The 26,524-nt window shown below is 44.8% G+C and carries 20 protein-coding genes; 10 read left to right on the top strand and 10 right to left on the bottom strand.

The genetic code is table 11. The features are described 5' to 3' along the window. The first annotated feature begins 36 nt into the window (after positions 1–36). Positions 37–2,001, top strand: coding sequence for a beta-N-acetylhexosaminidase (locus tag IEY67_RS23420; protein ID WP_183672028.1), 1,965 nt, complete (start codon positions 37–39; stop codon positions 1,999–2,001). A 63-nt stretch (positions 2,002–2,064) separates the two neighbouring features. Here IEY67_RS23420 and IEY67_RS23415 read toward each other — a convergent pair whose 3' ends face one another. Beyond that, entirely contained in the window at positions 2,065–3,195 is a 1,131-nt protein-coding gene (locus tag IEY67_RS23415) for an OprO/OprP family phosphate-selective porin (protein WP_183672027.1), read from the bottom strand. Positions 3,196–3,854: 659 nt separating this feature from the next. On the opposite strand from IEY67_RS23415, the gene IEY67_RS23410 reads away from it, so the two are divergent. Then, complete coding sequence (locus IEY67_RS23410; protein ID WP_183672026.1) at positions 3,855–6,110, top strand: inorganic phosphate transporter; 2,256 nt, start codon at positions 3,855–3,857, stop codon at positions 6,108–6,110. A gap of 79 nt (positions 6,111–6,189) precedes the next feature. Here the strand turns inward: IEY67_RS23410 and IEY67_RS23405 are convergent, their stop codons facing one another. Beyond that, positions 6,190–7,068, bottom strand: a complete 879-nt coding sequence (locus tag IEY67_RS23405; RefSeq protein ID WP_183672055.1) for a hypothetical protein — start codon at positions 7,066–7,068, stop codon at positions 6,190–6,192. A 197-nt stretch (positions 7,069–7,265) separates the two neighbouring features. On the opposite strand from IEY67_RS23405, the gene IEY67_RS23400 reads away from it, so the two are divergent. Genes IEY67_RS23400 through phnW form a run of 3 tightly spaced genes read left to right on the top strand, consistent with a single transcriptional unit; the run spans position 7,266 to position 10,553 of the window. Further along, positions 7,266–8,606 (top strand): DUF5690 family protein, encoded by a 1,341-nt coding sequence (locus IEY67_RS23400; protein ID WP_183672025.1) that lies wholly within the window; start codon positions 7,266–7,268, stop codon positions 8,604–8,606. Between the two features lie 46 nt (positions 8,607–8,652). Next, a complete protein-coding gene (gene phnX / locus IEY67_RS23395; protein WP_122376217.1) occupies positions 8,653–9,435 on the top strand; it encodes a phosphonoacetaldehyde hydrolase in 783 nt (260 codons plus the stop codon). 26 nt (positions 9,436–9,461) lie between these two features. Beyond that, a complete protein-coding gene (phnW, locus tag IEY67_RS23390; protein ID WP_183672024.1) occupies positions 9,462–10,553 on the top strand; it encodes a 2-aminoethylphosphonate--pyruvate transaminase in 1,092 nt (363 codons plus the stop codon). Here the strand turns inward: phnW and IEY67_RS23385 are convergent. Together IEY67_RS23385 and IEY67_RS23380 are read right to left on the bottom strand one after the other, a co-directional pair. Next, positions 10,546–12,648 carry a sensor histidine kinase gene (locus IEY67_RS23385; RefSeq protein ID WP_183672023.1) on the bottom strand — a complete coding sequence of 701 codons (2,103 nt, stop codon included), beginning with the start codon at positions 12,646–12,648 and terminating at the stop codon, positions 10,546–10,548. The two genes, phnW and IEY67_RS23385, sit on opposite strands and share 8 nt — an antisense overlap. 11 nt (positions 12,649–12,659) lie before the next feature. After that, complete coding sequence (locus IEY67_RS23380; protein ID WP_183672022.1) at positions 12,660–14,693, bottom strand: ATP-binding protein; 2,034 nt, start codon at positions 14,691–14,693, stop codon at positions 12,660–12,662. A gap of 334 nt (positions 14,694–15,027) precedes the next feature. Here IEY67_RS23380 and IEY67_RS23375 point away from each other — a divergent pair, with 334 nt between their 5' ends. Next, positions 15,028–15,303, top strand: a complete 276-nt coding sequence (locus tag IEY67_RS23375; RefSeq protein ID WP_122353507.1) for an HU family DNA-binding protein — start codon at positions 15,028–15,030, stop codon at positions 15,301–15,303. A 3-nt stretch (positions 15,304–15,306) separates the two neighbouring features. Here the strand turns inward: IEY67_RS23375 and IEY67_RS23370 are convergent, their stop codons facing one another. Genes IEY67_RS23370 through dapB form a run of 4 tightly spaced genes read right to left on the bottom strand, consistent with a single transcriptional unit; the run spans position 15,307 to position 18,947 of the window. Next, positions 15,307–15,933, bottom strand: a complete 627-nt coding sequence (locus IEY67_RS23370) for a WbqC family protein (protein WP_183672021.1) — start codon at positions 15,931–15,933, stop codon at positions 15,307–15,309. Positions 15,934–15,935: 2 nt separating this feature from the next. Beyond that, the gene (lepB, locus tag IEY67_RS23365) at positions 15,936–16,793 is read right to left on the bottom strand and encodes a signal peptidase I (protein WP_183672020.1); all 858 of its coding nucleotides are present in this window, start codon (positions 16,791–16,793) and stop codon (positions 15,936–15,938) included. A gap of 19 nt (positions 16,794–16,812) precedes the next feature. Continuing rightward, positions 16,813–18,210 carry a S26 family signal peptidase gene (locus IEY67_RS23360; protein WP_122353504.1) on the bottom strand — a complete coding sequence of 466 codons (1,398 nt, stop codon included), beginning with the start codon at positions 18,208–18,210 and terminating at the stop codon, positions 16,813–16,815. 20 nt (positions 18,211–18,230) lie between these two features. Further along, entirely contained in the window at positions 18,231–18,947 is a 717-nt protein-coding gene (dapB, locus tag IEY67_RS23355) for a 4-hydroxy-tetrahydrodipicolinate reductase (RefSeq protein ID WP_122353503.1), read from the bottom strand. A 110-nt stretch (positions 18,948–19,057) separates the two neighbouring features. Here dapB and IEY67_RS23350 point away from each other — a divergent pair, with 110 nt between their 5' ends. From IEY67_RS23350 to IEY67_RS23335, 4 genes are all read left to right on the top strand, one after another. Then, complete coding sequence (locus IEY67_RS23350; protein ID WP_183672019.1) at positions 19,058–20,335, top strand: DUF2851 family protein; 1,278 nt, start codon at positions 19,058–19,060, stop codon at positions 20,333–20,335. Between the two features lie 548 nt (positions 20,336–20,883). After that, positions 20,884–21,036, top strand: coding sequence for a metallophosphoesterase family protein (locus tag IEY67_RS23345; RefSeq protein ID WP_189086835.1), 153 nt, complete (start codon positions 20,884–20,886; stop codon positions 21,034–21,036). A gap of 124 nt (positions 21,037–21,160) precedes the next feature. After that, on the top strand, positions 21,161–23,074 hold the full coding sequence (locus IEY67_RS23340) for an Ig-like domain-containing protein (RefSeq protein WP_122353500.1): 1,914 nt from the start codon (positions 21,161–21,163) through the stop codon (positions 23,072–23,074). Beyond that, positions 23,013–23,897, top strand: a complete 885-nt coding sequence (locus IEY67_RS23335; protein ID WP_221267824.1) for a DUF3108 domain-containing protein — start codon at positions 23,013–23,015, stop codon at positions 23,895–23,897. The genes IEY67_RS23340 and IEY67_RS23335 overlap by 62 nt, the downstream gene beginning before the upstream one ends. On the opposite strand, the gene IEY67_RS23330 is transcribed toward IEY67_RS23335, so the two are convergent. Continuing rightward, positions 23,871–24,938 carry a sensor histidine kinase gene (locus IEY67_RS23330; RefSeq protein ID WP_183672053.1) on the bottom strand — a complete coding sequence of 356 codons (1,068 nt, stop codon included), beginning with the start codon at positions 24,936–24,938 and terminating at the stop codon, positions 23,871–23,873. The genes IEY67_RS23335 and IEY67_RS23330 overlap by 27 nt on opposite strands. 5 nt (positions 24,939–24,943) lie before the next feature. Next, positions 24,944–26,293 carry a sigma-54-dependent transcriptional regulator gene (locus IEY67_RS23325; RefSeq protein WP_122376210.1) on the bottom strand — a complete coding sequence of 450 codons (1,350 nt, stop codon included), beginning with the start codon at positions 26,291–26,293 and terminating at the stop codon, positions 24,944–24,946. Positions 26,294–26,524 lie beyond the last annotated feature (231 nt).

The following is a 26,524-nucleotide window of genomic DNA, read 5'->3' as shown; positions in this document are numbered from 1 at the left end:
AAAGCTGTAATATTGTGCGCTTAAATTTAAAATACGATGAAGATAAGACGCTATTTGATGCTGGTTGCAGCATGTACTTTCTTTTTAGGAAAAAGTTTTGCTGCCAATAATGAGAAACCGTTCGTGATACCTGAATTGCAGGAATGGAGAGGTGCCCAGGGAATGTTTACACCCTCTGCCACTTCCCGTATCGTTTGGTTGGGAAAAGATTCGGCTGTTGCCCGTGTCGCTAATCAGTTCGCTGAAGATTACGAAACTATGTTCGGGCGTAAACTGACTGTTGTACAGGGGAGAGCCTCTGCCGGTGACTTTGTTTTTTCATTGTCCGGCGACAGACAGTTAGGTGAGGAAGGTTATGCTGTAAGAATTGCAGACCGTGTAAGCATATCTGCTCCTAAAGCAAAGGGCTTATACTGGGCAACCCGTACGATCCTTCAGATGACGGAACAAAACAGTGATCAGGCATTGCCGAAAGGTGCTGTGCGTGATTATCCGGATTATGCGATCCGTGGTTTTATGATGGATTGCGGACGAAAGTTCATTCCGATGGATTTTCTGCGTGACTACGTGAAGATGATGGCGTACTATAAAATGAATACATTCCAGATTCACCTGAATGATAATGCCTTCAAACAATATTATGAACATGACTGGAATAAGACCTATTCCGCTTTCCGTCTGGAGTGTGAAACGTATCCCGGCCTGACTGCCCGTGACGGTTATTATACGAAAAAGGAATTTATTGCTTTACAGGAGCTGGCGGATAGCCAGGGTGTCGAGATCATCCCGGAAATAGATGTCCCGGCACATTCTTTAGCTTTGACGCAATACCGTCCGGAAATTGGTAGCGAAGAATATGGAATGGATCATCTGGATTTGTTTAAACCGGAAACTTATCAGTTTGTCGACAGCTTGTTCCGTGAATATCTGGAAGGACGGAATCCTGTGTTCAGGGGCAAAAGAGTTCATATCGGGACAGACGAATATTCCAATAAAAAGAAAGATGTTGTAGAGAAATTCCGCGAATTCACCGATCATTATATCCGTTTTGTTGAAGGTTTCGGCAAGCAGGCCTGTGTTTGGGGTGCCTTGACTCATGCCAACGGCGATACTCCTGTTAAGTCTAAAAACGTATTGATGAATGCCTGGTATAACGGCTATGCAGATCCGAAGGAAATGATCAAACAGGGATACGATCTGGTCAGCGTTCCCGACGGTTATTTGTATATCGTTCCGGCTGCCGGTTATTATTATGACTACCTGAATACGGAGAAGTTATATAAAGACTGGACACCGGCACATATCGGAAAAGAGGTTTTCCCAGAAAAGCATAAACAGATCAAAGGCGGTATGTTTGCCGTTTGGAATGACCATGCAGGTAACGGAATCAGTACGAAAGATATTCATTACCGTGTCTTTCCGGCTATGCAGACACTGGCTGTCAAGATGTGGACCGGCAAAGACTGCAAGGTGCCTTATGAAACGTTCAATACTTCACGTGTCGCATTAAGCGAAGCACCGGGGGTGAATGTGGCCGGGCGGATCGGGAACAAACCGCGTACAGTTTATACTCAGGATGCTTTGCAGCCCGGAATGAAAACCGGTTTGAAAGAGATCGGCTATCAATATACTGTTTCTTTCGATATTAAGTCTGTTCCCGAAGCAAAAGGGACCGAGTTGTTTCGTTCGCCGGATGCTGTTTTTTATCTTTCCGATCCTGTTTCAGGAAAGCTTGGATTTGTCCGTGACGGCTACCTGAATACGTTCAATTATCAGTTTTACCCCGATGAAATGGCTTCAATTGCTATCAGCGGTGACGAAAAATCGACTCGTTTGTATGTGAACGGACAGTTGAAGGAAGATCTGACAATTCAGAAACGTTTCTTTAACGGAGGTAAGGATTCTATGAGTTATGTCCGTACATTGGTTTTCCCGTTGGAGAAGGCCGGCGATTTCAAGAGTACGATCACGAATGTGGAAGTATTGAATTATTGCAAGTGATAAATGAAAGAAGTAATGTTTTAGTGTAAAAGCTCTTTTTACACTAAAACATTGCATGGATAGCTAAAATCGTACCTGCAACCGTACCTGCATCATATTGATTCCGCATTTGCCTAATAATGAATACTTATCCATCCAGAGATGGGCGTAGTTCAGGCGGGAGGAAATATATGTATTGAAATAATAATTGATGCCGATAGATAGATCGTGCTGGCTTCCTCCTGTAATATGACTACTGAAATCATTCAGGTTCGTATAATTATAACGACAGGCTACAAGTATCGAATGTGGTTCCTGTGGCATAACCGGTACGGCATCCAGTGCATCATAAGCATATTTGTTTCCCTTCAGCAGAAATCCTCCCAATATATATCCTCCATGAGCAGAGTAAGAAGGGCGGATATCCTTCTGATGGATTTTTGTATAGAGGAACTCTGTTTGCAGAAGCCACTTTTTCCGGAACAGGAGACATTCGATATTCGATTGGATCTGATCTTTTACGTGGTCGAACGCCAGGTCCAATGGTCGTGGGGAAGGAATGTAGGTGACTCCCTTACTCTTTAACCGGATTTGTTGCAGGCCTGTTTCCGTATCTTTGTCGGGAACTTTGAATAAGGCTCCCGCTCCTATATGAAGCAAAACTTCCGATGTGTTTAGCGGACGCCAGACCGCGCGCCCTGAGAAATTATAACCGGGCCTGGTCGTTTCGGAAAAACTGAGTCCGTCACCGCAAAATGCACCTGCAGATAAATAATAGGAAGGAAGGGAGCGGGTATAGGATACACCGATCCGGCGGTCCGGATAGAATGTTTCTGCCACATTGGAGGCTGTGTTGAAAACGAGATCGTTCGTACTGGTCGATTGGTCTATACTATAATAACCAAGCATATAACCGGCACGAAAATAATTCCCGTCTTTTCCATATTCGGTAAAGGCATCTTTCAGTGTTACCTTATTGTTTGCGAAGCCGACATCTATTTTGGTATACCAGTATGAATAGATACGGACTTTTGCCGCTAATCGTACATCGGAAATATGCGCACCGGCATGTAACGTTTTCGGGGAATGAATATATGCACCACCATCCAGGAGTAAACGTCCGGAAACTTTCCAGTCAATGGGAGAAGAGTCCGGCACAGCGAAAACCGGAATAGTAATAAGTAGAATAAGAAATAAGGTTGTTATTTGTTTCATGAAAAAAGTGTTCCTTTACAGTATGAAACTGTAAAGGAACGAAAAAAATGGAAAAAATTGAAGTGATATTGTAAAGATATTGGTTATAGACCGAGTTTGCATCTTTACTAATAAGACAAAAATTCAGATAATACCCCTATTGATAAACAAAAAATATTCTGGTTACGATAAATATAAAAACAATGAAAGGGAAAGTCCGGATTTGACTCCAGTTCTTTCCCTCTCTTACTTAACCGACCCCCTTATTTCCCAATAAGTTTTATATAACAAATGTATGTCATTTGTCAGAATGATTTGTTTCATAAATCAAGCAAATTCTGTTGAAGGGCAGGCAAATTTCATCCTTTTTCTTTATCTTTGGTTTCATGTCGGATACAGATTGCGTTTTCCTTTGCCGGTAGTTTTGGGAAAAACACCAGGTTGTGGTAATAGTTTCGATTTTGGAGTATTTCCGAATGAGTCGTGGCTTGCCTATTTTTCCTGTTTGAGCGATTCGCGTAATTTTTTTACTGCGGTAGCGATATGAGCTTCGAGTGTTTTCTCTGTGTTGTTCTAATAATAAGGGCGTTTTTAACAATTGTAACATGTTTGTAATATCCGTGTAACACATGTGAAATATTTGTTTCAGACCTTTGTCGTCGAATATGTAACACTCATTTATGGAAACATTTTATCTGTTCCTCGTAATTTTCCTCTTTGTGCTGGCGGTGTTCGACCTGTCGGTCGGAGTTAGCAATGACGCAGTAAACTTCCTGAATTCTGCAATCGGTTCGAGGGCCGCATCGTTTAAAGTTATTATGGTAATTGCCGCAATCGGTATTTTTGTCGGCGCTTCTTTGTCAAACGGTATGATGGATATTGCCCGGCACGGGATCTATCAGCCGCAACACTTCTTTTTCTCCGAGATCATGTGTATCCTGCTGGCTGTTATGCTCACGGATGTCGTGTTGCTCGATATCTTTAATTCGCTGGGGATGCCTACTTCGACGACGGTTTCGCTGGTTTTCGAATTACTCGGCGGTACGGTAGCCATTGCTCTGGTTAAAATAGCCCATTCGGACGGGGCTCTGCAACTCGGGGATCTGCTGAATACCGACAAAGCGTTTACTGTGATTCTTGCCATCTTCCTTTCCGTGGCGATCGCCTTCTTCTTCGGAACCGTGGTACAGTATCTCTCGCGTCTTATCTTTACATTTAACTACAAGAAACATACGAAATATTTCATAGCCTTATTCGGCGGTCTGGCAGCTACTTCCATTCTTTATTTTATGCTGATAAAAGGATTGAAGGAAAGTTCGTTCATGAACGGAGATTTGAAAGATCTTGTTTATAGCAATACGAGTCTGGTCGTATGGGGAGCTTTTATCCTGTTCACCATTTTGATGCAGATCCTTCACTGGTTGAAAGTGAATGTGTTCAAAGTCATTGTCATGCTGGGTACTTTTGCTTTGGCACTGGCTTTTGCAGGGAATGACCTGGTGAACTTTATCGGTGTTCCTTTGGTCGGTTACTCTTCTTATATAGATTTGATGGCACAGGGAGGAACGACTACAACAGATACCTTCCTGATGGGATCGTTGCTTGCTCCGGCACAGACACCCTGGTATTTCCTGGTAGGATCGGGGCTGGTCATGGTGATTGCCCTGGCAACTTCCAAGAAAGCACACAATGTGGTTAAAACCTCACTCGATCTGTCCCGTCAGTCGGAAGGGAATGAAAGTTTCGGTACATCTCCGGTGGCACGTATGCTGGTCCGTACCTGTAATAATGCATCCAGCACTATCCTGAGCGTGGTTCCTCCACGAGTGAAAGACTGGATCGACAGCCGGTTCAATAACGATGAGATTATTCTTGAAGATAGAGCCAGCTTTGACCTTGTGCGTGCTTCTGTCAATGTCGTACTTTCGGGTCTGCTGATAGCGTTGGGTACTTCTTTGAAATTGCCGCTTTCAACTACTTATGTGGCATTTATGGTGGCAATGGGTAGTTCGTTGGCTGACCGCGCCTGGGGACGTGAAAGTGCGGTTTACCGTATCACCGGCGTGTTATCCGTTATCGGCGGATGGTTTATTACAGCGGGTGCGGCATTTACTATCTGCTTCCTGGTTGCCATAGTGATCTATTTCGGTGGTATTGCTGCCATGGCTGCGATGGTCGGTCTGGCTGTTTATATGCTGATCCGTAGTCAGATTGCCTATAAGAAAAAGTTAAAGAAAGAAGCCTTGAAAGAAGAAGTCAATACGACTGTTGCTAAATTGCGTGATACGACGGATAGTCACGAAGCTCTTTCTTTGTTCCGCGAACATAGCCGTGAAGAGTTACAATCAGTCTTGTTGTTTACGGCAGATGCTCTCGACCGTTCAGTCCATGGCTTTATGAATGAGAACCTCCGTGAGTTGCGTAAAGTGCTGAATGAGGTGGAAGAGAAAAAAATTCATCTGAAACAGGTGAAACGCGTCGGAACGTTAGGCGTTACACATCTGGAACATGATATAGCAGTTGAAAAAGGATTGTATTATTATCAGGGAAATGACTTCGCCAGTGAGATCATCTTCAGTGTCCGCCGTTTGACGGAACCGAGTAAGGAACATGTAGACAATAATTTCAGTCCGCTGAGTGAAATACAGAAAACAGATTTCGGAAAGATGACGGAAAGCATTGTAGTTTATCTGAAACGTTGCGCCTCGATGATCGAAAAGAACGATTATCACCGCCTTGATGATGTGATTGCAGAATCTGTAGCTTTGACTAACCAGCTTACTGCTCTGAAAAAAGGTGAGTTGAAACGTATCCAGGGACAGAGCGGCAGTACTAAGGTAAGCATGGTTTACCTGAATATGGTGCAGGAAGCACAAAATGTCGTATCATTTACTGCAAACCTGATCAAGGTTAGCCGTAAATTCCAGAAAGAATAAGGAGTAAAAACAGCACTTGGTCAAAATGACTTATGGTGCTGTTTTCTAATTGAAATTATAACGGAAGAAGATGCCGGCTTTATAAGGCCAGCATCTTCTTCTCTTTTATCAGGTCGCTCTCATCCATGCGGAGAGAAGGGACGGTACACATTTTGATATAATCGCCGGTCTGGCAGGTATAATCGTAATAAGCCTGCTGTTCCGGGGTGAAATCTTCTTTAGCGATCAGGCCGCTTTTCATTGCCAGGAATTCTTCCGTATCTGTGTTTTCCGATTCTTTTATGAGAACGATCCGGCGGGCAACCGGATTCCGGTTGTAATCCAGTCCAAGGTACAATCCCCGTAACTGTCCGGGGTTTTTGAACATGGGAATTTGCAGGTAAAGTGTAACCAGGATAAGGGGCGGAACCGGGCTTTCGCTGAACAGGCAATAGAGATTCTGGGGATTCCCGTTTACACCGATGCCCCATTGTACTTCTCCGTAAGCATTCAGGCGTCCGATACGGATATGATCTTTATTGTCGGATAACGCGATCAGATAAGGTTCGCATTTCAGACAATCGGAAGAGGAAGAAAGGCTGTAACTGGTATATACTCCGCAGATATCAGGCAACTGGCGTGCGGAAAGAGACATTTCCTCGATAAGTGATTCGACAAAGGGGATTCCTTTTTGTGTATGCCGTTCTGCCGGTTCCAGTTCATCCAGCCGCTGCAAGGTCTCTTCCAGTCCTGAAAGCAGCCGCCGTTTGGATACGTTATTGACCAGCGACAGCGCCTGATCGAGTGCCTCTTCCTGCGGCATCGTTTTACTTCCTTCAAAATAGGCAGGCAGAACTGTTGTGTAGAGCGATGACAACACACTGGGAGCCATTCCCACCCAGTCTGCTATCTCTTTCATTTTTATACCGCTGTTCCTTAAATATTCGATTCTTTTGTAGAGTTCCAGAAAATCGTTCATCATGTAATATCTTCTTAAATATGGTACAAAATAACGGCCGGGTTGTTGCATTTCCGTTACATGAATGTTACATAAATATTTCTTTATAATTTATTGATATATCGTTATATATTAATAATATAGATTCATGCGTTCAGTAATATTCCTGTAATATCACCGGGGTAATTTTGCTGCCGAAAACAAAATGACAGCATGATATGAATCACTTTTTGCAGATAAATGAAACAACCCGGAAACGCTTTTCCGATTTCCTTTTTATCCTTTGGGCGGGAGGTGCAGCTTTATTATCTTATTCATTGGTGTATGCACTTCGCAAGCCGTTCACCGCTGCTTCTTTCGAGAATGCGGAATTTTTTGATCTGGATTATAAGGTGGTAGTGACGATCTCACAGATATTGGGATATGTGATCTCTAAGTTTATCGGTATCAAACTGATCTCTGAACTAAGGGCGGAAGAGCGGTTCAGGTTTATCCTGACATCTGTATTGCTGGCGGAAGCGTCGCTGATCCTGTTCGGATTGCTTTCCACTCCGTTCAACGTGGCTGCTATGTTCCTCAACGGCCTTTCACTGGGATGTATGTGGGGAGTTATTTTCAGTTTTATAGAAGGACGCCGGGTAACGGATATTCTGGCGAGCCTGTTGGGAGTCAGCATGGTTGTCAGTTCGGGAACGGCCAAGTCGGTCGGATTGTATGTCATGAATCATTTACATGTCAGCGAGTTCTGGATGCCTGCATTGATCGGTGCGGTGGCACTTCCTCTGTTGCTTTTACTGGGGTGGGCGCTTAACAGACTTCCCAAGCCGACGAAAGAAGATATTGCCATGAAGTCTGAACGCGAAACACTGAACGGGAGACAACGCAAGGAACTTTTCAAAAGTTATATGCCTTTTTTGAGTATGCTTTTCGTGGCAAATATCGCTATCGTCGTTCTGCGTGATATTAAGGAAGACTTTCTGGTGAATATCATAGATGTTTCTGCCTATTCACCTTGGCTTTTCGCACAGGTCGACAGTATCGTTACATTGATTATCCTGGGGATATTCGGTCTGATGGTTTTTGTGAAGGATAATTTGAAGGCACTGTCTGTCTTGTTTGGCCTGATCATGATAGGGATGGTTACGATGTCGGTCGTCTCTTTTGGCCAGCAGCAGTTCCGGCTTTCACCTATCGTATGGTTGTTCATCCAGAGTTTGTGCCTGTATATAACCTATCTGACATTCCAGACTATCTTTTTCGACCGCTTTATCGCTTGTTTCAAGATCCGTGGGAATGTAGGTTTCTTTATCGTAACGACAGACTTCCTGGGATATACCGGAACTGTTGTGGTACTTGTCCTGAAAGAATTTTTCAATCCCAATATCGATTGGGCACTGTTTTATAACCAACTTGCAGGTTATGTAGGCATCTTTTGCTGTATCACTTTCGCCTGTTCTTTTGTATATTTGCACCAGCGTTTCCGTAAGGAGACAGGTGTGACAGCCGCCAGGGAAGAGACACTTGAAGCCGTTCCGCAGAATGCCATCACCGTAGCCTGAATTTGATATGCCGGAATAAAAGAATAATTAGTATAAATAATAAGTTATGAAGAAGATTTCATGTGTAATTATGGACTGGGCCGGAACGGCCGTCGATTTTGGTTGTTTTGCCCCTCTGAACGCTTTCCTGAAAGTTTTCTCGGAAGAAAAAGGGATCGATATTACTTACCGTCAGGCACGTGAGCCGATGGGACTCCTCAAGATTGATCATATCAAAGCAATTCTGAACATGCCGGACGTCAGTGATAAGTTCCGTGCCCGTTATGGCCGCGACTGGAATATGACCGATGTAAATGAGATGTACCAGAGTTTCGAGAAACATCTGTTTGCTTCTCTGAAGAATTTTACCACGCCGATACCGGGCGTACTCGACACGATCAAATTGTTGCGCGAAGACGGTATAAAGATCGGCTCTACAACCGGTTATACACAGGCTATGATGGATGTGGTCCGTCCTGATGCCGCAGCCAAAGGCTACGAAGTCGATAACCTGGTTACCCCGGATGATGTTCCCGCCGGACGTCCTGCACCTTATATGATCTATAAGAATATGATCGATCTGGCTATCCCGTCTGTGGATAACGTCGTTAAGGTGGGCGATACGATTGCCGACATCAAAGAGGGCCTGAATGCGAAGGTGTGGAGCATCGGTATCGTAACAGGAAGTAACGAGATGGGAATTACGGAGGAAGAATACAACCATCGCTCTGCCGACGAGCTGGCGGAACTGAAACGGGAAGTGCGTGAACGAATGCTGGCAGCAGGTGCCCATTTTGTACTGGATAATATTACTGAACTACCTGCTTGCATTGAGAAAATTAATAGATAAAATAACGACATAACATATCCATTGAAATGAGAAATTATCTTTTACTCACTCCCGGCCCGTTGAGTACGTCACAGACTGTACGCGAAGCCATGCTCCAGGATTGGTGTACCTGGGATAAAGATTATAATGAAGGAATTGTAACTCCGATCCGTAAAGGCTTACTGGCCATTGCGGGACTGGACGAGAACGAATATACCGATGTGCTTTTACAGGGAAGCGGCACTTACTGCGTAGAAGCAACGATCGGAGCTGCCGTAAAACCGGCCGACAAGCTGCTGATCCTTGCGAATGGCGCATACGGAAAACGTATGGCACAGATTGCGGAATATTACCATATCGACCATGTATTGGTTTCTCTGCACGAAACGGAGCTGATCACAGGAGAAGTTGCCCGCCGTGCTTTGGAAGAAAATCCGGGTATCACCCATCTGTCTATGGTGCACAGTGAAACAACGACCGGTTTGCTGAATCCGATCGAAGAGGTAGCGGAAGTGATCCGTGGCAAGGGGATCACGTTTATCGTGGATGCGATGAGTAGTTTCGGAGGCGTGCCTATCGATATGAAGAAATTAGATATCGATTTTCTGGTGAGCAGTGCCAATAAATGCATCCAGGGAGTTCCCGGTTTTGGTTTTGTCATTGCAAAGAAAGAAAAACTGATGGCTTGTAAAGGGGTGGCCCGTTCACTGTCACTGGATATCTATGCACAATGGGAAACGATGGAAAAAGGAGGAGGCAAATGGCGTTTTACGTCTCCTACCCATGTAGTCCGTGCCTTTTACCAGGCAATGAAAGAACTGAATGAAGAAGGAGGCATCGCTGCCCGTTACGAACGTTATAAAAAGAGTCACCGCACCTTGGTGGATGGTATGCGTGCATTGGGATTCAAGACGTTATTGCCGGATGCTTCACAAGGGCCTATCATTACCTCTTTCTTATATCCTCATGCAGATTTTGACTTTCCGGCTTTTTATGAAGCCCTAAAACAGAAAGGTTTTGTTATTTATCCCGGAAAGATTTCGGATGCCGACACCTTCCGTATCGGTAATATCGGAGATGTCTTCCCACAGGATATGGAAAGATTATTGGAAGCGATAAAACTGACGCCTGTTAAATGACGGGAACGTCTGTTTCACAAGGATGAATAAACACAAAGCGGGCTCCGGCGGTATAGGAAGTATCCAGAAATATCTTGCCCGGCCCGCTTAAATGTTCAGCGATATAATAGCATATAGGAAGTCCCAGTCCTGTCCCGGCCTTGCTGTCATCCTGTTTTTTAAAACGTTTGAATATCTCTTCCTGTATTTCCGGAGGGATGCCTGTCCCGGTGTCGGTTACCGTTATGCGCACTTGTTTTCTGTCGGCTTCCAGGCTATAAGCAAGGTTGATTTCGCCTTTTTCTGTAAACTTGATCGCATTGTCCAGAAGGTTTGTAAATAATTGTTGCAGGCGCATGACATCCGTTTTTATTATGACCTGTTCCGGAGCCGGATTAAATGTCAGTGCCACTCCTTCGTGGACACTCTGCCGGATGCTGTCGAGAGCCTTCTGGCAACATTCAGCCAGGGGAACTTTCTGTAAATTGAAACTCATATCGCCTGTCTTCATTTTCGACAGGTCGAGTACGTCATTTACCAATGTCAACATCAAGTCCGTGTTATTTTGGATAATAGCGGAATATTCTTTTTTTTCTTTTGACTCGGTTGCTTCATCTATCAGTAATTCGGAGAAACCGGCAATTGCGTTTAAAGGTGTACGTATCTCATGGCTCATATCTGCGATGAAAGAACTTTTCATATAACTGGCTTCATCGGCTCGCATCGTTTCAAGTATCAGTTTCTCTTTTGACTCCAGCAAAGTGTGCTTTTCCTGCAATAAATCGTTTTTCAAACGTTGTGTCCGGCGAATGTAAATGTATAGAATGTATAGAATTATTATTAATATGATGATCAGTGAGATAAAAAAGATCAGCTGATAACGTTCCTGTCTGATCTGTTTCTGGTTGTTCTTTATTTTTTCTTTTAACGCAATTTCGAAATTTATATCGTGCAAGGTGCGTAATTGATTGACCTGGCGCAGAAACATTTCATCGTTTCTTTTCGTGTTATATGTATCTATTTCGTCATAGAGTGCCAATACTTCATCCTGTTTACCTTGTTTTTTCAACATATCGACTTTCAGTAGCAATGCTTCCGGCAAACGCTTTTCTTCCAATAGTTTGTCAATGTAATATAAGGCAGTAGAGAGATTGCCGGTTTGGGCATAATAACGGGACTTTACGCTCAGATAGACTCTGCAGGCATAATCGCCTTCTACAAATTCGCTACCTTCGAAACGAGTTGCCATATCGAGCGCTTCCTTGGCTTTATCTAATTTATTCTCTTGTAGATACAGGTCGGTATAAAAAGAATAAAAAAGCCAGTATTCGCGGTTAACCACATACAGGCCGTTGTGGGTGGCATTCAATTCATTTAGTTTGTCGATCAACTTTTTATAAGCAGCGAGCATTCCGGCTGTCTTTTCATACGCATCGGTTCGCAGGTTCGATTCTATCTGATAGGAGATTAAACGCAGTTCGGTCTCTTCATCTCCTCCCAGTTGTTCCAATCGGTCGAGTCCATCCTGGAAAGCGACGACAGCATCACTGTCCCGGCGGATGGCCTGGTAGATCTGACCGAGGCATTCCGAGCAACGCATAAGTCCGTAATTTTGCTTTTTCTCTACTGCCAGTTGATATAGATCGGTTATGCGGTTCATGGATTCTTCATAATTGCCACTCCATAATAAATCCTGGCAATACAATGATTTAGCCCTGAACAATACGTCGGGGTACTCGTTGCGTTTATGGGTGATCGAGTCGATCTGTTGTACCCAGTAAGTTAAACTGTCGCTTCCGTTTTTCATGTTATAATAATAAACGGAAATTTCGGATAGAGCAGCATAGACGGCCTGGATGGAATCGATCTTTTCTGCTTCCTTTATTTGTTCTTTCAGATATACGACTTGTTCAGGTTTCTGTTCATGAAGCTTTGCGAGCCGGGATAACACGGGAATTGACCGGCAGGGAGAGGGATGCTCCGATAAAATGCGGTTAAGACTATCTATCTCTGTCTTGTGTTCTTTGATCGCTGAAGCAGGTAGGACGAAAAGTAACAATAAGAATCCTGTTACTTTCCATATAGAAGGATGATATTTGAAAAAAGTATGCTGCATCTTCCTGGTTGTTATTGGTTTGTAAGTCCGATTGGATGGATAAAGACAAAGCGGGCACCAGACGTATAGGTGGAGTCTATGTATAAACTGCCTTTTAGTAGTTGGGCGATTAGCAGACTGATTGCTAATCCTAAGCCAGCCCCCTGGACAAATTCGTTTACTTTTTCGAATCGGTCGAATATGTGCGGATGCTTCTCAATAGGAATGCCACATCCTGTGTCTGTTACCGACAACCGGATCTGGTGGAGATTCGGCTCTATTTCGAATGTGAGTCTAATTTCTCCGTCGCGGGTGAATTTGGCGGCATTTCCCAGTAGGTTTATCAGGATTTGTTTGAAACGCTGTTTGTCTGTGTTTAACATATACTGTTCGACAGGTGGGATAAATGTCAGTCTTACTCTGGGGAGTATGAGATGCTTTATTTCTTCTATGACTTCCCGGCAACAGGCTATGGCATCGTAAGCGTCTATGGCTGGTTTTACTCTACCGGCTTCCAGCAGCGAGAGGTCGAGTATGTTGTTTACTATAGCCATCAGCAGTTCGAAGTTGCTTTTGATTAATCCGGCAAATTCGAGCTTTTCCTCTTCTGAGTAGAAATCGTCCTCTTCGCCTAATAGTTTGGAGAACCCGACGATCGCATTCAAAGGGGTGCGTATTTCATGGCTGACTTTCGCAATGAAAGCAGTCTTTTGCCGGTCTGTTTCTTCTGCTTTTTCTTTGGCGATCTGTAATTGTTTTTCCAGTTCCACCAATGAGTCTTTTTCCCTTTGCAACGCATTTTTCAGTTTATTGGAATGCAGAAAATAACAAACCAGTAGGGATAAAAGGACCAGCAATAACAGTGAAATCCACATACCCATTCTTACCAATTGTCGCTGCATTGCCAGTTCATCGTTTTGCCGTTGTAATTCGAACGTTTGCTGTTCCTGGTCGTTCAGGTCGTTTAATAGGCGGAGTTGGGAAATCTGGCGGTCGAATGCCTCTGTTTTTATCTGTGCATCCAAAGCGAACAGGTCTTCATAAGTTGCTATTGCGTTGGCTTTTTGCCCGTCGGCACGCAGAATCTCGATCTTTAGTTTCAGGTAATTGGGCTGTACTTCGATATCCAATCCCTTGTCGATCTCTTCAAGTGCCTTTTGGTAATCTTTTGTCTTGAGATGGTACAGAGCTTTTATGCGGTAATATGGGTATTTCATGTTTTCTTCGGTCGAGTTGGCCGTATATTTGCTTGCTTCTTTTATATATTTTCCTGCTTTGTCAAGCTGTCCCATTTTCATATATAATTCAGCGTAATAGCTATTGAACAGCCAGCGATGCCATATAGATCGGTAGGGGATTCCTTTAGTTTCAAATATTTTACTTGCGATCTGATACAGTTCGTTGTATCTGTCCAGTATTTGCCTGGATTCAGCCAATAGGTTTTCATCCAGAAACGATGGGAGCATTTCTGATAGATATTGTATTTCATAAATCGGGTTGTCCTTTAACTTATGTAAGTATTCCAGTCCTTTACGGTATGCAACAACGGCTTCTTTATTTCGGCCCATAGCTTGATAAGCAAATCCTATACTTTGGTTTGCCAGCATCAATGCATAATCGTTTTGTGCTTTTTTAGCATCGTTCAATAGTTTAAAAGCCTCACTGATAGCCAGCTCATAGTTTAATTCTCCCTGATAATATTTGCATAATAGATTTCTGACCTGAAAAAATACTGGGGGTGTCACCGAATGTTGTCGACAGATTGAGTCCAATCGATTTTTCATGATGATCAGGCTGTCTAACTGAGAATCGTTGAAATAGTAACGGCATAATTTTGAATATCCATCGTAAACGTAGTTCAGAGAATCGAGCTCAGTGGACAGGTCGACTAGTTCTTTCAGATAAGAAGCTTCTTCTGGTTTTTGCCAGTACAGTTGGGATAAATAAAGTAATACAGGCAATTTTTGAGCCGGGTCTTTCGTGTTTTTCAAGACATTGCATAAGCTGTCAGTCAGGGCCCGGTCTATCTCTGCCCGCAACTGTGTGCAAGAGAATAATCCTGTCATTATAATTAGCAATATCGTTGAAATCTTTTTTGTCATAGGTTACTGTTGAAGACAAATCTTTATTCGTCTTGAAAAACAATGTTACAAAGGTAATATTTTTGAAGTAAAAGGCCTGTAGATAGAGTTAAAAGCTTTATTTTATGTTGTCTTTGGATATTTTCCAGTATATATTGCCGAATAGTATTATTTTTATACCGTAATTAAAAATAAATCAGCAAAAAGAGTAGATACTTAATATTTTTGATTACGTTTGTATCCATTAATATTCAACTAATCTGAGATTTTACCAAGAGAATTTTTTTAACAAAGGTTGTACTTTAATTAATAAAAGCAAATGAAACGGTCAGATTTAATTGCAGCTATAGCTGCTGAAAGTGGTTGTAGTAAAAAAGATGTAGATGCAATGCTCGAAGCATTTTGTTCTGTTGCGACTGATGCACTTCGTCAGAGAGACCCGATAGTACTGAAAGGTTTTGGTACTCTTTCTCCAAGAGAGCAGAATAGTCGTCCGGCCCGCAACCCCAAAACAGGTGAGGTTGTTGTCATCCCGAAACGTCTGAGTGTGAAATTCAGCGTTGGTAAATATCTTTTTGAAGATTTGAACAAGTAACTGCTATGAATGGCGGACGGAATCGCGCAAAATAAGTATTCCTTCCGGTCCCATATTAAATAGTAAGTCTACGATACTTAAGTTGGGGAGGAATCCGAATTTATCCCGGAATACCTGGTAATAGGGTTGCGGGATGAAGTCTGGATCTTCCCCTTCGTGTTTCGGGCGGATGATCTCCCGGAAATCATTCACTACTTCCGGCATATATGTTTCCGTATAGACAATGTTCGGCTGTAAATCCAGTAAACGGCAAACCAACCTGCGTAACTCTTCATTGAAGTCGAACAGGAAATCGAACTTCTTTTCATAAAACGGGGCGAACTCTTCTTCATAATATTCAAAGAAAGGACTCATATTATAAGCAGATATTAACGCATTCCAGTGTAGATGGCGCCAGTTTCCATGATCGGATATGCGGATATCCTTTGTCGGGCACTTCGGAGTGTCGGGCTTGATAATGGGGACGGAGAGCGATAGCGGACCGTTGGCGGCTGCTATTGTACAGCGGTTGCGATAGGTTTGTTTCAGGTAGTTTTCGGCTGTTTCGATCCGTACTTCTTCAAATTGGAAAAGTTTACAGTATTGTTGTACCGGGCCCAGGTAGGCCGATGAAATATATACAGGTTGCATGATCAGTTTACGGGTTTAAATATTCGTTGCCTGTCTTTGCTATACCAGCAGAACCAGGCGTTTCCTATGATATGATCGCGGGGGATGAATCCCAGATGGCGGGAGTCTATCGCTTCGTTGGTATTGTCCGAAAGCATCCAGTAATAATCCTGATCGAAGAAGAAGAAATCTGTTTCCCGGCCGTCGAGGAATAATTTCCCGTTGCGGAATACCGCTTTGTCGCCGGCTTCAGTCTGAATTGCTTCACGGCAGGCAGTCAATGCGGCTGCATCGAGTCGGTAAGCTCTACCTTTCCGGGGAACGATCAGTTCATAACTATCCGTATGGTCTTTTATAAAATGGATATTGGTGTCTTCCGATAACTCCTCCCTGATCTGATATTCTTCGAAAGAGGTAAGGTAGAGGGAGAAGCCGAATGCCTCTTCTTTCCATTCCCTGATGGGTATATTCAGTTTCTTCTGTACGGCTGATAACTCGTTCTGCCCGGCCTTCGTCACCATATAACGGTTGAGCGATTGGGGGGAATGAGGGATCAGTTTGCCGTTGACCCGATAGCCATCGTTGCCGACACGGATCGTATCGCCGGGCATACCGATACAACGACTCAGGAATAAAGGGTTTGAAACGGTATCTTTCAGCAACGGGCTGGTGAATAAAACCACCCTGTTACGTCCGGGATTATCTTTCAACGGCAACTTGTTGACCAGGATATAATCGCCTTTATGTAATGCAGCCTCCATAGAATCGGTCGATACACGGAATGACTCCATACAATAGTAACGGACTGCCATAACGCCTCCAGCCAGCAACGCGATCGTAGCCAGCCATTTTACAGCAGATATGAAGGTCTGTTTTGCCATAGAATCAATATGTCAACTGTCAATCCGGGTGCACCATGCGGAACAGACGGTTCCAGCGGATACCACCGTCGAACAGGCTACGGTCTTTATCCAGTGACAGCCAGATCAGGATCGGTTTTCCTACGATATGATCTTCCGGAACGAATCCCCACGAACGGCTGTCGGCACTGTTATGGCGGTTATCACCCATCATCCAGTAATAATCATATTTGAATGTATAGTCTGTCTCCGGTTTGCCATTGATATAATAGGTGCCGTCTTTTACTTCCAGTGTATTGTTTTCGTAATTCTTGATGCAACGGCCGTACAGGGCGATGTTACGTTCGTTCAGCGGAATTGTCGCTCCTTTTTTCGGTATCCATAGCGGACCGAAGTTGTCACGTGACCAACCGGTTTTATACCAGGCCGGATAAGTCGATCCTGACCAGGCATCCGGCTCGATAACGATCTTTTTCACAGAAGGTAGTTTCTCTGCAATGGCCAGCGCCTTCTTGGTGAGCGGCAAATGATAAACCGGGTTGAACTGTCCGGGTGCGATCGGCTCGAAACCGAGGAATGACATCAGATCCTGGAAATACCCGTTGTTGGAGGCCAGTATCCGGTCGCTTTTGCTTACCTCCATCAGGCGGAATTGTTCCTCCGTAAGAGGCGAACCGTCTGTTTCAACAAAGTAGTTAAACTGCATGTTCTCCGGATTCTTGGCGGGTTTTCCATCGATATATACCTGATTGTTACGTAGCTCGATCGTGTCGCCCGGTAGACCGATACAACGTTTTACATAATTCTCACGTTTATCTACGGGGCGATAAATGACATCTCCGAATGTCTTTTTATCCAGCCGGATGGCTTCACGTCCGTACTGGGCAACCAGTTCGTCGTAGCTCGGATTCTGTACATTCAGGGCAACTGTGTCACCAGCCGGGAAGTTAAACACTACGATATCGTTACGTTTTACATGTCCAAAACCCTTTACACGTTTATACCCCCATTCCGGCCAGTCCAGATACGACTTGCAGTTGAAGAACGGCAGTGTGTTTTGTACCAACGGAAATGATAACGGCGTGTTCGGTACGCGCGGACCGTAGCTCAACTTGCTCACGAACAGATAATCGCCCACAAGCAACGATTTCTCCAGCGAAGAACTCGGGATCTGGTAGTTCTGGAAGATGAACAGATTGATGAAATAAACGGCGATCAGTGCGAACAGGATATCGTCCACCCATTCCAATGCATTCCGTACACTCGGGTTCTTCGACCGTTTCCAGGCGCCCCAGGGAATGTATTTTGTCAGGAAGATATCCACCAGCACGATCAATCCCAGCAACAACCAGAGGTTCTGCATCCAGATCGAAAAGAGTATATACAATACGGCTGAGATGCCGAACTTGATCCATTGTTTCTTGGAAAACTTTTTCATTTGTAGATTAATCTGTGGAATTAAAATTTAAGCATATCATCCATACCGAGGAAGCCTTTTTTCCCGGCAGTAAACTCGGCTGCAACGACAGCGCCGAGAGCGAAACCGGCACGGCTCTTGGCATCATGCTTGATGCTGATATAGTCGACGTCCGATTCATAGGTCACTTCATGGATACCCGGCACTTCCCCTTCACGGATAGCATGGATCGGCAGGTCAGTCGGTTGTTCGGCTGTTTCCAGCGTCCAGCGTTCTTTCCGGTCTACGTTCTCAAGGATACCTTCTGCCAACGTGATAGCTGTTCCGCTCGGAGCATCCAACTTGTGGATATGATGCGTTTCCGTCATGCTGATATTGTAAGAAGGGAAATTATTCATGATTTTCGCCAGATATTTGTTGAGGGCGAAAAAGATGTTTACCCCGATACTGAAATTGGAAGCATAGAAGAATGTCTTGCCTTCCTTTTCACATTTCTCTTTTATTTCACTGATACGGTCCAACCAGCCTGTCGTCCCGGAAACCACGGGAACGCCGGCAGCGAAACTTTTCATATAATTATCGAAAGCCGTGGCGGGAGTCGTGAACTCGATGGCAACGTCTGCGCTCTTGAAATTAACAGACTGAAATTCTTCCGGGTTGTTTATATCTACGATAGAGACGATCTGGTGTCCTCTGCTGAGTGCGATTTGCTCGATGGTTTTCCCCATCTTTCCGTAACCGATAAGTGCAATCTTCATATCTTTTCAGAATAAAATGAATTAATATGGCTAATAACTTAGCCTTCAGGGGTGCAAATATAAAGAAAATGAATTAGATTTGTGGCATAAATCTTAACTCTGAAAAGAATATGGAACGTTTATTACATTATGTTTGGAAATACAAACTGTATCCGGCAATGCCGCTTCTTACCACCGATGGTCGTCCCGTCTCTGTTATCGATCCCGGAACACTCAATTCCGATGCCGGACCGGACTTCTTCAATGCAAAGATAAAAATAGCTGATACCCTATGGGGCGGCAGTGTGGAGATTCATACCCGGGCATCCGATTGGCTGGTCCATCGTCATGATAAAGACAAAGCTTATGATGCCGTTATCCTGCATGTTGTGGAGTGTGTCGATTGTGAGGTGAGGCGAACGGACGGTGAGCCGATCCCCCAACTAAAACTGATTGTTCCGGAAGCTATCGTTAAAAATATAGACTGGTTGTTGTACCGCGAAGTGGCCATGCCGTGCCTGGGATATATTCCGGAAATAGAACCGTTGTATATATCTTCCTGGCTGGATGCTTTGCTGGGGGAGCGGCTGGAGCGTAAGACTGCTGATATTTTCCGTTTGCTGGACCTGTACGGTGGTGATTGGAATGAAGTCTTTTATATTACTTTAACCCGTAACTTCGGTTTCGGAGTGAATAACGATATTTTCGAACGCCTGGCAAAAAGTCTGCCGCTACGCTGTATTCAAAAACAACGCGGTAGTCATTCGCAGGTAGAGGCGATGTTGTTCGGACAGGCGGGGATGCTGGATGAAACGCTCGATTGTCCTTATTACCGTTTGTTACAACGCGAATACCGGTTTCTTCGGCATAAATTCGGGTTGACGCCGCTCGATCCTTCCCAGTTCAGAAGCCTGCGTATCCGTCCGGTTAATTTCCCATGCCTGAAACTGGCACAGTTGGCTGCTGTCTGGACGCAGTACGATACCCTGTTTTCTGTTATACTGGCCGTGGGTAGTATCGGCCGGATCAAACAATGCTTTCGTGTCTCTCCTTCTGTTTATTGGGAAACGCATTATAACTTCCGTTCTGTTTCTGCCCGGAAGGAAAAGCAGGTGGGGGAAAATTCTTTGTGTATCCTGTTGATAAATACGGTAGTACCGGTGCTTTTTGCCTATGGGGTCAGGAGTAAACAGCCGGAATATTGCGACCGCGCCATCCATATCCTTGAAAGTCTTCCGCCGGAGAAGAATGCGATCGTTTCCGGTTTTACTCAGGCAGGGATAAAAACAGGTCATGCCGGAGACAGCCAGGCGCTTGTCCAGTTGAAACGGGAGTATTGCGAGAAGAAAAAATGTTTGTATTGCCGGATCGGGTTCAGGTATCTGAAACAGATCTCCCAATCAACTTAAAAAATAAAATTGTCAAAATGCTATTTTAAGTAGTTCCTGAAGAGCTTCTATGGGGCCCAGGACGGTAGTGGCTATTTTTATGCAAACGTAGCCGGTTTTCGTATTGTCATATTGAACGTAATAGCCCGATTAACCGTTTCGAATCATACAAAAAAATAGATAAAACGAAACTTTTTCTTTGATAAAAGATCTCATCGAGAATTATGTCACTACTGTTATGGTTCGTATCCGACAGCTTCCAGATCAAGAAACTGCTACAAAACATAAAATTCAAGAATAAAAAAGGGACTAAACAGAGCTGTTTTAACATATATTCACGCGGCTTTTTGTTTAAAATAAACCCTCATTCCGTTTAAAACAAAAAAAAATTCGTTTTAAACGAAGTGGGAATTTCTTTAAAACGAACTGAAAGCTGGAAGTAAGAGATATGAATTGTTAATTATTGTGATAAAAAGATTCCCGGAAGTTACCTTTCGGGAAATTATCGAGTTGTCAGATCAATATATTGTTTTATATATTAACACCTAAATGTCGTAATTAGAATCATTATGTCATCAAAGAATCATCGCGGAATGATGAAAAACTGTTTTGATTTATTGCTTAATTCATTCCAGGGAAAAGTAATCCATATTCATGTTCATATTTACCGGATGCAGACGAGCGGTAGAGTTACGCTGATAAATGCGTATGGATACTGTTAGGTACGTCGGCTGCAACTTGCTTATTTCTGATTTGTTAGGGTGTACTTACGTTAATTTAGCGTATATATCACTGTTTGTCATCGGATTTTTCCCTATTTTTGCCATTTGAATAAAAAGAGATTGAATGGGTAACAGATATATAAACAATTTATTACTGGCAGTATGTGGCCTTTTTCTGTTGGTAACCATGTATTCATGTGCCAATATGGCTTCTCCGAACGGAGGGCCTTACGATGAAGCGCCTCCTAAATTTGTCAGCAGCCTTCCGGCCCCGAACCAGACAAACTATAAGGGGAAGAAGGTGGAAATCCTGTTTGATGAACTGGTGCAGCTGGACAAGCCGTCGGAGAATGTGATCATTACGCCGCCGCAGATGCAGTTGCCGGTAATCCGTGCCGCGGGGAAAAAAGTTGTGGTCGAGCTGAAAGATACCTTGAAAGAGAATACGACCTATACGATCGACTTCACCAACTCGATCTCCGATAATAATGAGAAGAATGTGTTCGAGAATTTCTCTTTTGCATTCTCTACCGGTGATGTGATTGATACGCTGGAGGTGTCAGGTGTCTTGCTGAACGCGGAAAACCTGGAACCGATGCCCGGCATTACGGTCGGTCTGCATAAGAACCTGGAAGATTCGGCTTTTGTAAAATTGCCTTTCGACCGTACTTCACGAACAAACGATAAAGGGGAGTTCACTATCCGTAATATCTCTCCGGGCAGTTACCGCATATTCGGTCTGAACGATGTCAACCGCGACTATAAGTTCGACCAGCCGGGCGAAGAGATCGCATTCAACGACTCCATCATTATCCCCTCGCTGGAACTTACCAGCCGCCAGGATACGCTGTGGAAAGACAGCCTGACCATCGATACGATCCGGACGGTAGCCTATACCCGCTATTTCCCGGACGATATTCAACTGCGTCTGTTCAAAGAAAACTTCATGCGGCAATATCTCCTGAAACCGGAACGCCAGCAGGAAAATCTGTTGACCATCCGTTTTAACGCGCCGTTGGATACGATACCGTTGCCGAAGCCGATCAACTTTACTCCAGCCGATTCAGCCTGGTTCTTTACACAGGAAACGGAAGGAGGTACGGGAGTCAATTTCTGGCTGACCGATTCGATGGTATGGAAACAGGATACTTTGCTGGTAGAACTTTCCTATCCGAAAAGCGACTCGTTGAATATTCTCCGGCCGCAAACCGATACGCTTCAGTTCCTGATGCGCCATCGTCCGGAAAAGAAGAAAAAGAAGAAAGATGATGAGCCTGAACCGATCGTCTTCCTCGGTATGCAGATCGATGCACCGACTTCGATGGACTTGTTCGATACCGTGTCCGTGACGTTCAATGAACCGGTTCTCGACCTGCCGAAAGAGGTCTTTTATTTGGATCAGAAGGTCGATACGGTCTGGACACCGGTCGATTTCGACTTTTTCAGGGATTCTGTCAACACCCTGAACTACTTTATCCGTCGTCCGTGGAAATATGGCGAAGAGTATCGGTTGTCTGTGGATTCGGCAACGGTATTCAGCCTCTATGACAAATGGAACGAACCGTATTCGAGTGAGTTCAAGATCAAGAAAGAAGATGAATACGGCCATCTGTATCTGAATATAGAAGGAATAGATACGACAGCTTATGTCGAATTGCTGAACGGTAGTGATGTCGCGATAAGGAAAACGAAGGTAAAGAACGGAGGTGCCCTGTTCATGGACCTGAAGCCGGATAAATATTATGTCCGTCTGGTGGTCGACCTGAATGACAACGGAAAATGGGATACCGGCAATTATGCCGAAAAGCGGCAGCCGGAAGAAGTCTTCTACTCACCAGTGAAGTATAATGTGATGCAGAACTGGCAGGTAGAAGAGACCTGGAATGTCAAAGCGACCCCGTGGGCAAAACAGAAACCTATCGAGATTACAAAGAATAAGCCTAAAGAGGCAACCAAGAAGAAAAGAAATTATAAAGATGAAGGACAACAGAAGTCTTCTTCGCGCAGTAGCAGTGGTAGTATGGGAATGCCGTTCTAAGGCGATCGGTTTCTTCCTGCTTGGCTGGTTGTTGCTTCTTCCGGAAGTGACCGGTGCGCAAACTATTCCGGTGAAAGAGCGTTTCAGTGCCGGTGAGGAGGTGCAGTACGAGCTTTACTTCAAATGGGGCATTCTGATGCCGCGTGCGGGGCAGGCCACTTTGTCTGTCAAGAATGCCCGTTATAAAGGAGAGACGGCCTATCATTATCGCCTGTTGTTCCGGACTTCCGGCATGTTCGAGAAGGTCTACTCCATGCGCGATACGATCGATTGTTATTTCTCGCCTGAGATGTTGTTGCTGCGAAGTGAGAAACGGGTCAATGAGAATGATTACTATCTGATCGATGATCTGAAATTCTCTTATCAGGATGGAAAGACATCCGCACATTCCCATCGGTATACACCTTCACGGACAAAGATCGATACGATGATCGTTTCGGAACAGTATATGTTCGATATGCTGGGGGCTACCATGTATCTCCGGTCGCTGGATTGGGATAAGATGCAATATGGGGATGAGTTCCCTTTCCATGTGGCGATCGGGCGTGAGCGTATCAATATCAGTTTCCGTTATACCGGACAGCAGATTGTGGAACGTAACGAGGCACTGAAATATCGTACCCGTCATTTCTTCATTGATATTTATGACGATGCATTCACCCAAAGTAAGGCGGCAGCCGAGATATGGATCGGAGATGATGAAAACCATATTCCGGTCAAGATACGTGCCAAGTTGAAGATCGGGGCTGCGGAGGTCTATTACAAATCATCCCGAGGATTGCGTTATCCGCTCTCTTCACGTGTGGAAATTCCCCGCCGTTGAGGGCAGCGAGATCGTAAAACGTGTTTCGGCATAGGGTTGCGAATATACCTGAAGTTCGCCCCCGTGCATACGTATGATCTGGCGTGAGAGGCTAAGGCCGATGCCGCTTCCTTGGCTTTTGGTGGTGAAAAAGGGTACGAATATATCTTCCTGCAGATCATAAGGAATGCCCGGTCCGTTATCCGTGATCTCGATCAGGGTGGTGTTGCCGGATTGTTTTACGGCGAGTGTTATCTCTCCGTTATCCTGTTCATCCAATGCTTCTATCGCATTTTTCAATAAATTGATCAGTACCTGCGAAAGTAATTCTTCGTCTGCATCCACCGTTATTTCTTCCTGGTATAGATAGACATTCAGGCCGATCTGTAACCGTTGCAGGTCTGACTGGAACAATAGTTCGATGTTACGGACCTGGTGGGAGAGGGAGAAAGGTTTGGGATTAGGAGCTTGTAAGCGGGCAAGTTGCCGGTATGAATTGGTAAAGTTCATGAGGCTCTGCCCCTGGCTCTTGATCGTATCCAGTCCGCGTACCGTTTTGCGTATCGTGGCATCGGTGATCTCGTCGCTGCTTTTGGTCGTCTCGTTATTCCGGTAATAGGAGAGAAGTGTCCCTGAAAGGGATACGATCGGGGCGATCGAATTCATGATCTCGTGGGTCAGGACATGCATCAGTTTATCGTAGGATTCGTATTCTTTCCGTAACAGTTCACGTTCAAACTCTTTCTGTTTGCTTTCCGTCATCAGGCCGTGGATGCGGTTGAATGCTGTATGGAGGCGTTGTTGTTCTTTCGGTCCGGTGTTTTCGGGAAAGTAAAGCATCGATTCATTATCTTCGATGGCATCCAGGAATAATTGGATACGGCGGTTCGATGCGTTCAGGAAATAAACGAGGACGCCGATCAGCCATAAGGCGATCAGCAGGGTGACACATCCCAGGATGATGGCCTTGCCACTGACAATACCGGTTAATCCCAGGCCGGCGACGATGACGATGATCACCACCTGGAAGACTATCTTCAGATAGATGCGTGTGCTGAACATCCGTTTCACAGGTTGAATCGTTTTAGTTTGTTATATAAGGTTTGCCGGCTTACGCCCAGTTGTTCGGCAGCAGCAGTCAGGTTCCCGTCGTTTTGGGTGATGGCTGCTTCGATGGTCTTCCGTTCCACTTCCCCCAGGTTGGGAGCTTCGGTGAACGAGACGGTTTTCCCGGGACGGATAAAGAGGTCGGTGGCACGGATCACATTTTTCTCGGCGAGGATCACGGCCTTTTCGATGGTATGTTGCAGTTCGCGTATATTACCCGGCCAGTCGTACCGTTCCAGCTTGTTCATGGCCTGCGGGTGGATCGTCATACCTGTTTGTTTGTACTGGGTGGTATATTTTTTCAGGAAATAATCGATGAAAAGGGGAATGTCTTCCCGTCGGTTCCGTAACGGCGGGATCTCTATCTGGATAGTGTTGATACGGTAGAACAGATCTTCACGGAAAAGCGATTGTCCGACCATTTCCGGCAGGTTCCGGTTGGTGGCGGCGATCAGGCGTATATCAACCGGGATTTTCCTGTTACTTCCCAGGCGGGTCACTTCACGATTCTGGAGGGCAGCGAGCAGTTTGGCCTGTAACCCGACCGGGAGGTTGCCGATCTCATCCAGGAACAAGGTACTTCCACTGGCAGCCTCAAATTTACCCGGACGGCTTTCACGGGCATCGGTAAAGGCTCCTTTTTCGTGTCCGAACAGTTCGCTTTCAAACAGAGATTCGCTGACGGCTCCCATATCGACATTGATCATCTCCCGGCGGCTGCGGAGGGACAGCCGGTGAATTTCGCGGGCGAGCATCTCTTTACCCGTCCCGTTTTCCCCGGTGATCAGTACGTTCGCATCCGTTTTGGCAACTTTGGTTACAATCTTGATCAGCTTCATCATAACAGGTGAGTGCCCGATGATCATTGCCGGTTCAGAGGGAGGGGTGATCCCGCCCTTTCCGGCATTCTGTTTCATTCGTTCTTCCTCGGCAGCCTGTAAAGCGGTATGTATCTTTTCCAGCAGGACATCATTGTCCCAGGGTTTGAGCACAAAGTCTACCGCTCCGCTTTTCAGTGCCTTGACAGCCAGTTCCACGTCTCCATAGGCGGTAAGCATGATAACAGGCAGTCCGGGGGCTATCTCCTGGATACGTCGTAGCCAGAATAAGCCTTCGTTCCCGGTATTGACTCCGGCGGAGAAATTCATATCGAGAATGACAAGGTCGACCGGCATTGTATCCAGAACGGACAGGATACGGTTCGGATTCGAAGTTGTTTCAATTCGTTCGAATTCGTCTTCCAGTAATAATTCGAGTGAGGTCAGTACACTTTTATTATCGTCTACTATAAGAACTGTTCCGGTTTGCATACGTCAATTTTTTTGTAAAGGTATCGGCTTCCGTGATACTTTGCAAATGAGCGTCCAAATATTTGACACTTTAAGGAGAGTTATTTTATAGAGTGCTGTTCTATCGGTTTTCTGCGGAAACAATGCTATTTATTAGTTCAATAATTATCAATAATGAGCTATCCCTTAATCAAAGTGACTTAGCCATTACAGGTTTATTTGCCGTCAGTTTTAACTGACGGTTTACAAGTT

Origin of the sequence: Parabacteroides faecis (assembly GCF_014647375.1) — a bacterium.
GTDB classification, from domain to species: Bacteria; Bacteroidota; Bacteroidia; order Bacteroidales; family Tannerellaceae; genus Parabacteroides; species Parabacteroides faecis.
Note: the sequence above shows the minus strand (reverse complement) of the source record. Positions and strands in the feature narration are given on the sequence as shown.

Excerpts from the sequence above, each read along its gene's own strand:
- phnX (WP_122376217.1), top strand. The coding sequence starts at position 8,653 with ATGAAGAAGATTTCATGTGTAATTATGGACTGGGCCGGAACGGCCGTC.
- IEY67_RS23335 (WP_221267824.1), top strand. The coding sequence starts at position 23,013 with ATGAAGGACAACAGAAGTCTTCTTCGCGCAGTAGCAGTGGTAGTATGG.
- IEY67_RS23380 (WP_183672022.1), bottom strand. The coding sequence starts at position 14,693 with ATGACAGGATTATTCTCTTGCACACAGTTGCGGGCAGAGATAGACCGG.
- lepB (WP_183672020.1), bottom strand. The coding sequence starts at position 16,793 with ATGGCAAAACAGACCTTCATATCTGCTGTAAAATGGCTGGCTACGATC.
- IEY67_RS23325 (WP_122376210.1), bottom strand. The coding sequence starts at position 26,293 with ATGCAAACCGGAACAGTTCTTATAGTAGACGATAATAAAAGTGTACTG.
- IEY67_RS23400 (WP_183672025.1), top strand. The coding sequence starts at position 7,266 with ATGAATCACTTTTTGCAGATAAATGAAACAACCCGGAAACGCTTTTCC.
- IEY67_RS23415 (WP_183672027.1), bottom strand. The coding sequence starts at position 3,195 with ATGAAACAAATAACAACCTTATTTCTTATTCTACTTATTACTATTCCG.
- IEY67_RS23375 (WP_122353507.1), top strand. The coding sequence starts at position 15,028 with ATGAAACGGTCAGATTTAATTGCAGCTATAGCTGCTGAAAGTGGTTGT.
- IEY67_RS23385 (WP_183672023.1), bottom strand. The coding sequence starts at position 12,648 with ATGCAGCATACTTTTTTCAAATATCATCCTTCTATATGGAAAGTAACA.
- IEY67_RS23345 (WP_189086835.1), top strand. The coding sequence starts at position 20,884 with ATGTCATCAAAGAATCATCGCGGAATGATGAAAAACTGTTTTGATTTA.
- IEY67_RS23410 (WP_183672026.1), top strand. The coding sequence starts at position 3,855 with ATGGAAACATTTTATCTGTTCCTCGTAATTTTCCTCTTTGTGCTGGCG.
- IEY67_RS23405 (WP_183672055.1), bottom strand. The coding sequence starts at position 7,068 with ATGAACGATTTTCTGGAACTCTACAAAAGAATCGAATATTTAAGGAAC.
- IEY67_RS23330 (WP_183672053.1), bottom strand. The coding sequence starts at position 24,938 with ATGTTCAGCACACGCATCTATCTGAAGATAGTCTTCCAGGTGGTGATC.
- IEY67_RS23370 (WP_183672021.1), bottom strand. The coding sequence starts at position 15,933 with ATGCAACCTGTATATATTTCATCGGCCTACCTGGGCCCGGTACAACAA.
- IEY67_RS23360 (WP_122353504.1), bottom strand. The coding sequence starts at position 18,210 with ATGAAAAAGTTTTCCAAGAAACAATGGATCAAGTTCGGCATCTCAGCC.
- IEY67_RS23350 (WP_183672019.1), top strand. The coding sequence starts at position 19,058 with ATGGAACGTTTATTACATTATGTTTGGAAATACAAACTGTATCCGGCA.
- dapB (WP_122353503.1), bottom strand. The coding sequence starts at position 18,947 with ATGAAGATTGCACTTATCGGTTACGGAAAGATGGGGAAAACCATCGAG.
- IEY67_RS23340 (WP_122353500.1), top strand. The coding sequence starts at position 21,161 with ATGGGTAACAGATATATAAACAATTTATTACTGGCAGTATGTGGCCTT.
- IEY67_RS23420 (WP_183672028.1), top strand. The coding sequence starts at position 37 with ATGAAGATAAGACGCTATTTGATGCTGGTTGCAGCATGTACTTTCTTT.
- phnW (WP_183672024.1), top strand. The coding sequence starts at position 9,462 with ATGAGAAATTATCTTTTACTCACTCCCGGCCCGTTGAGTACGTCACAG.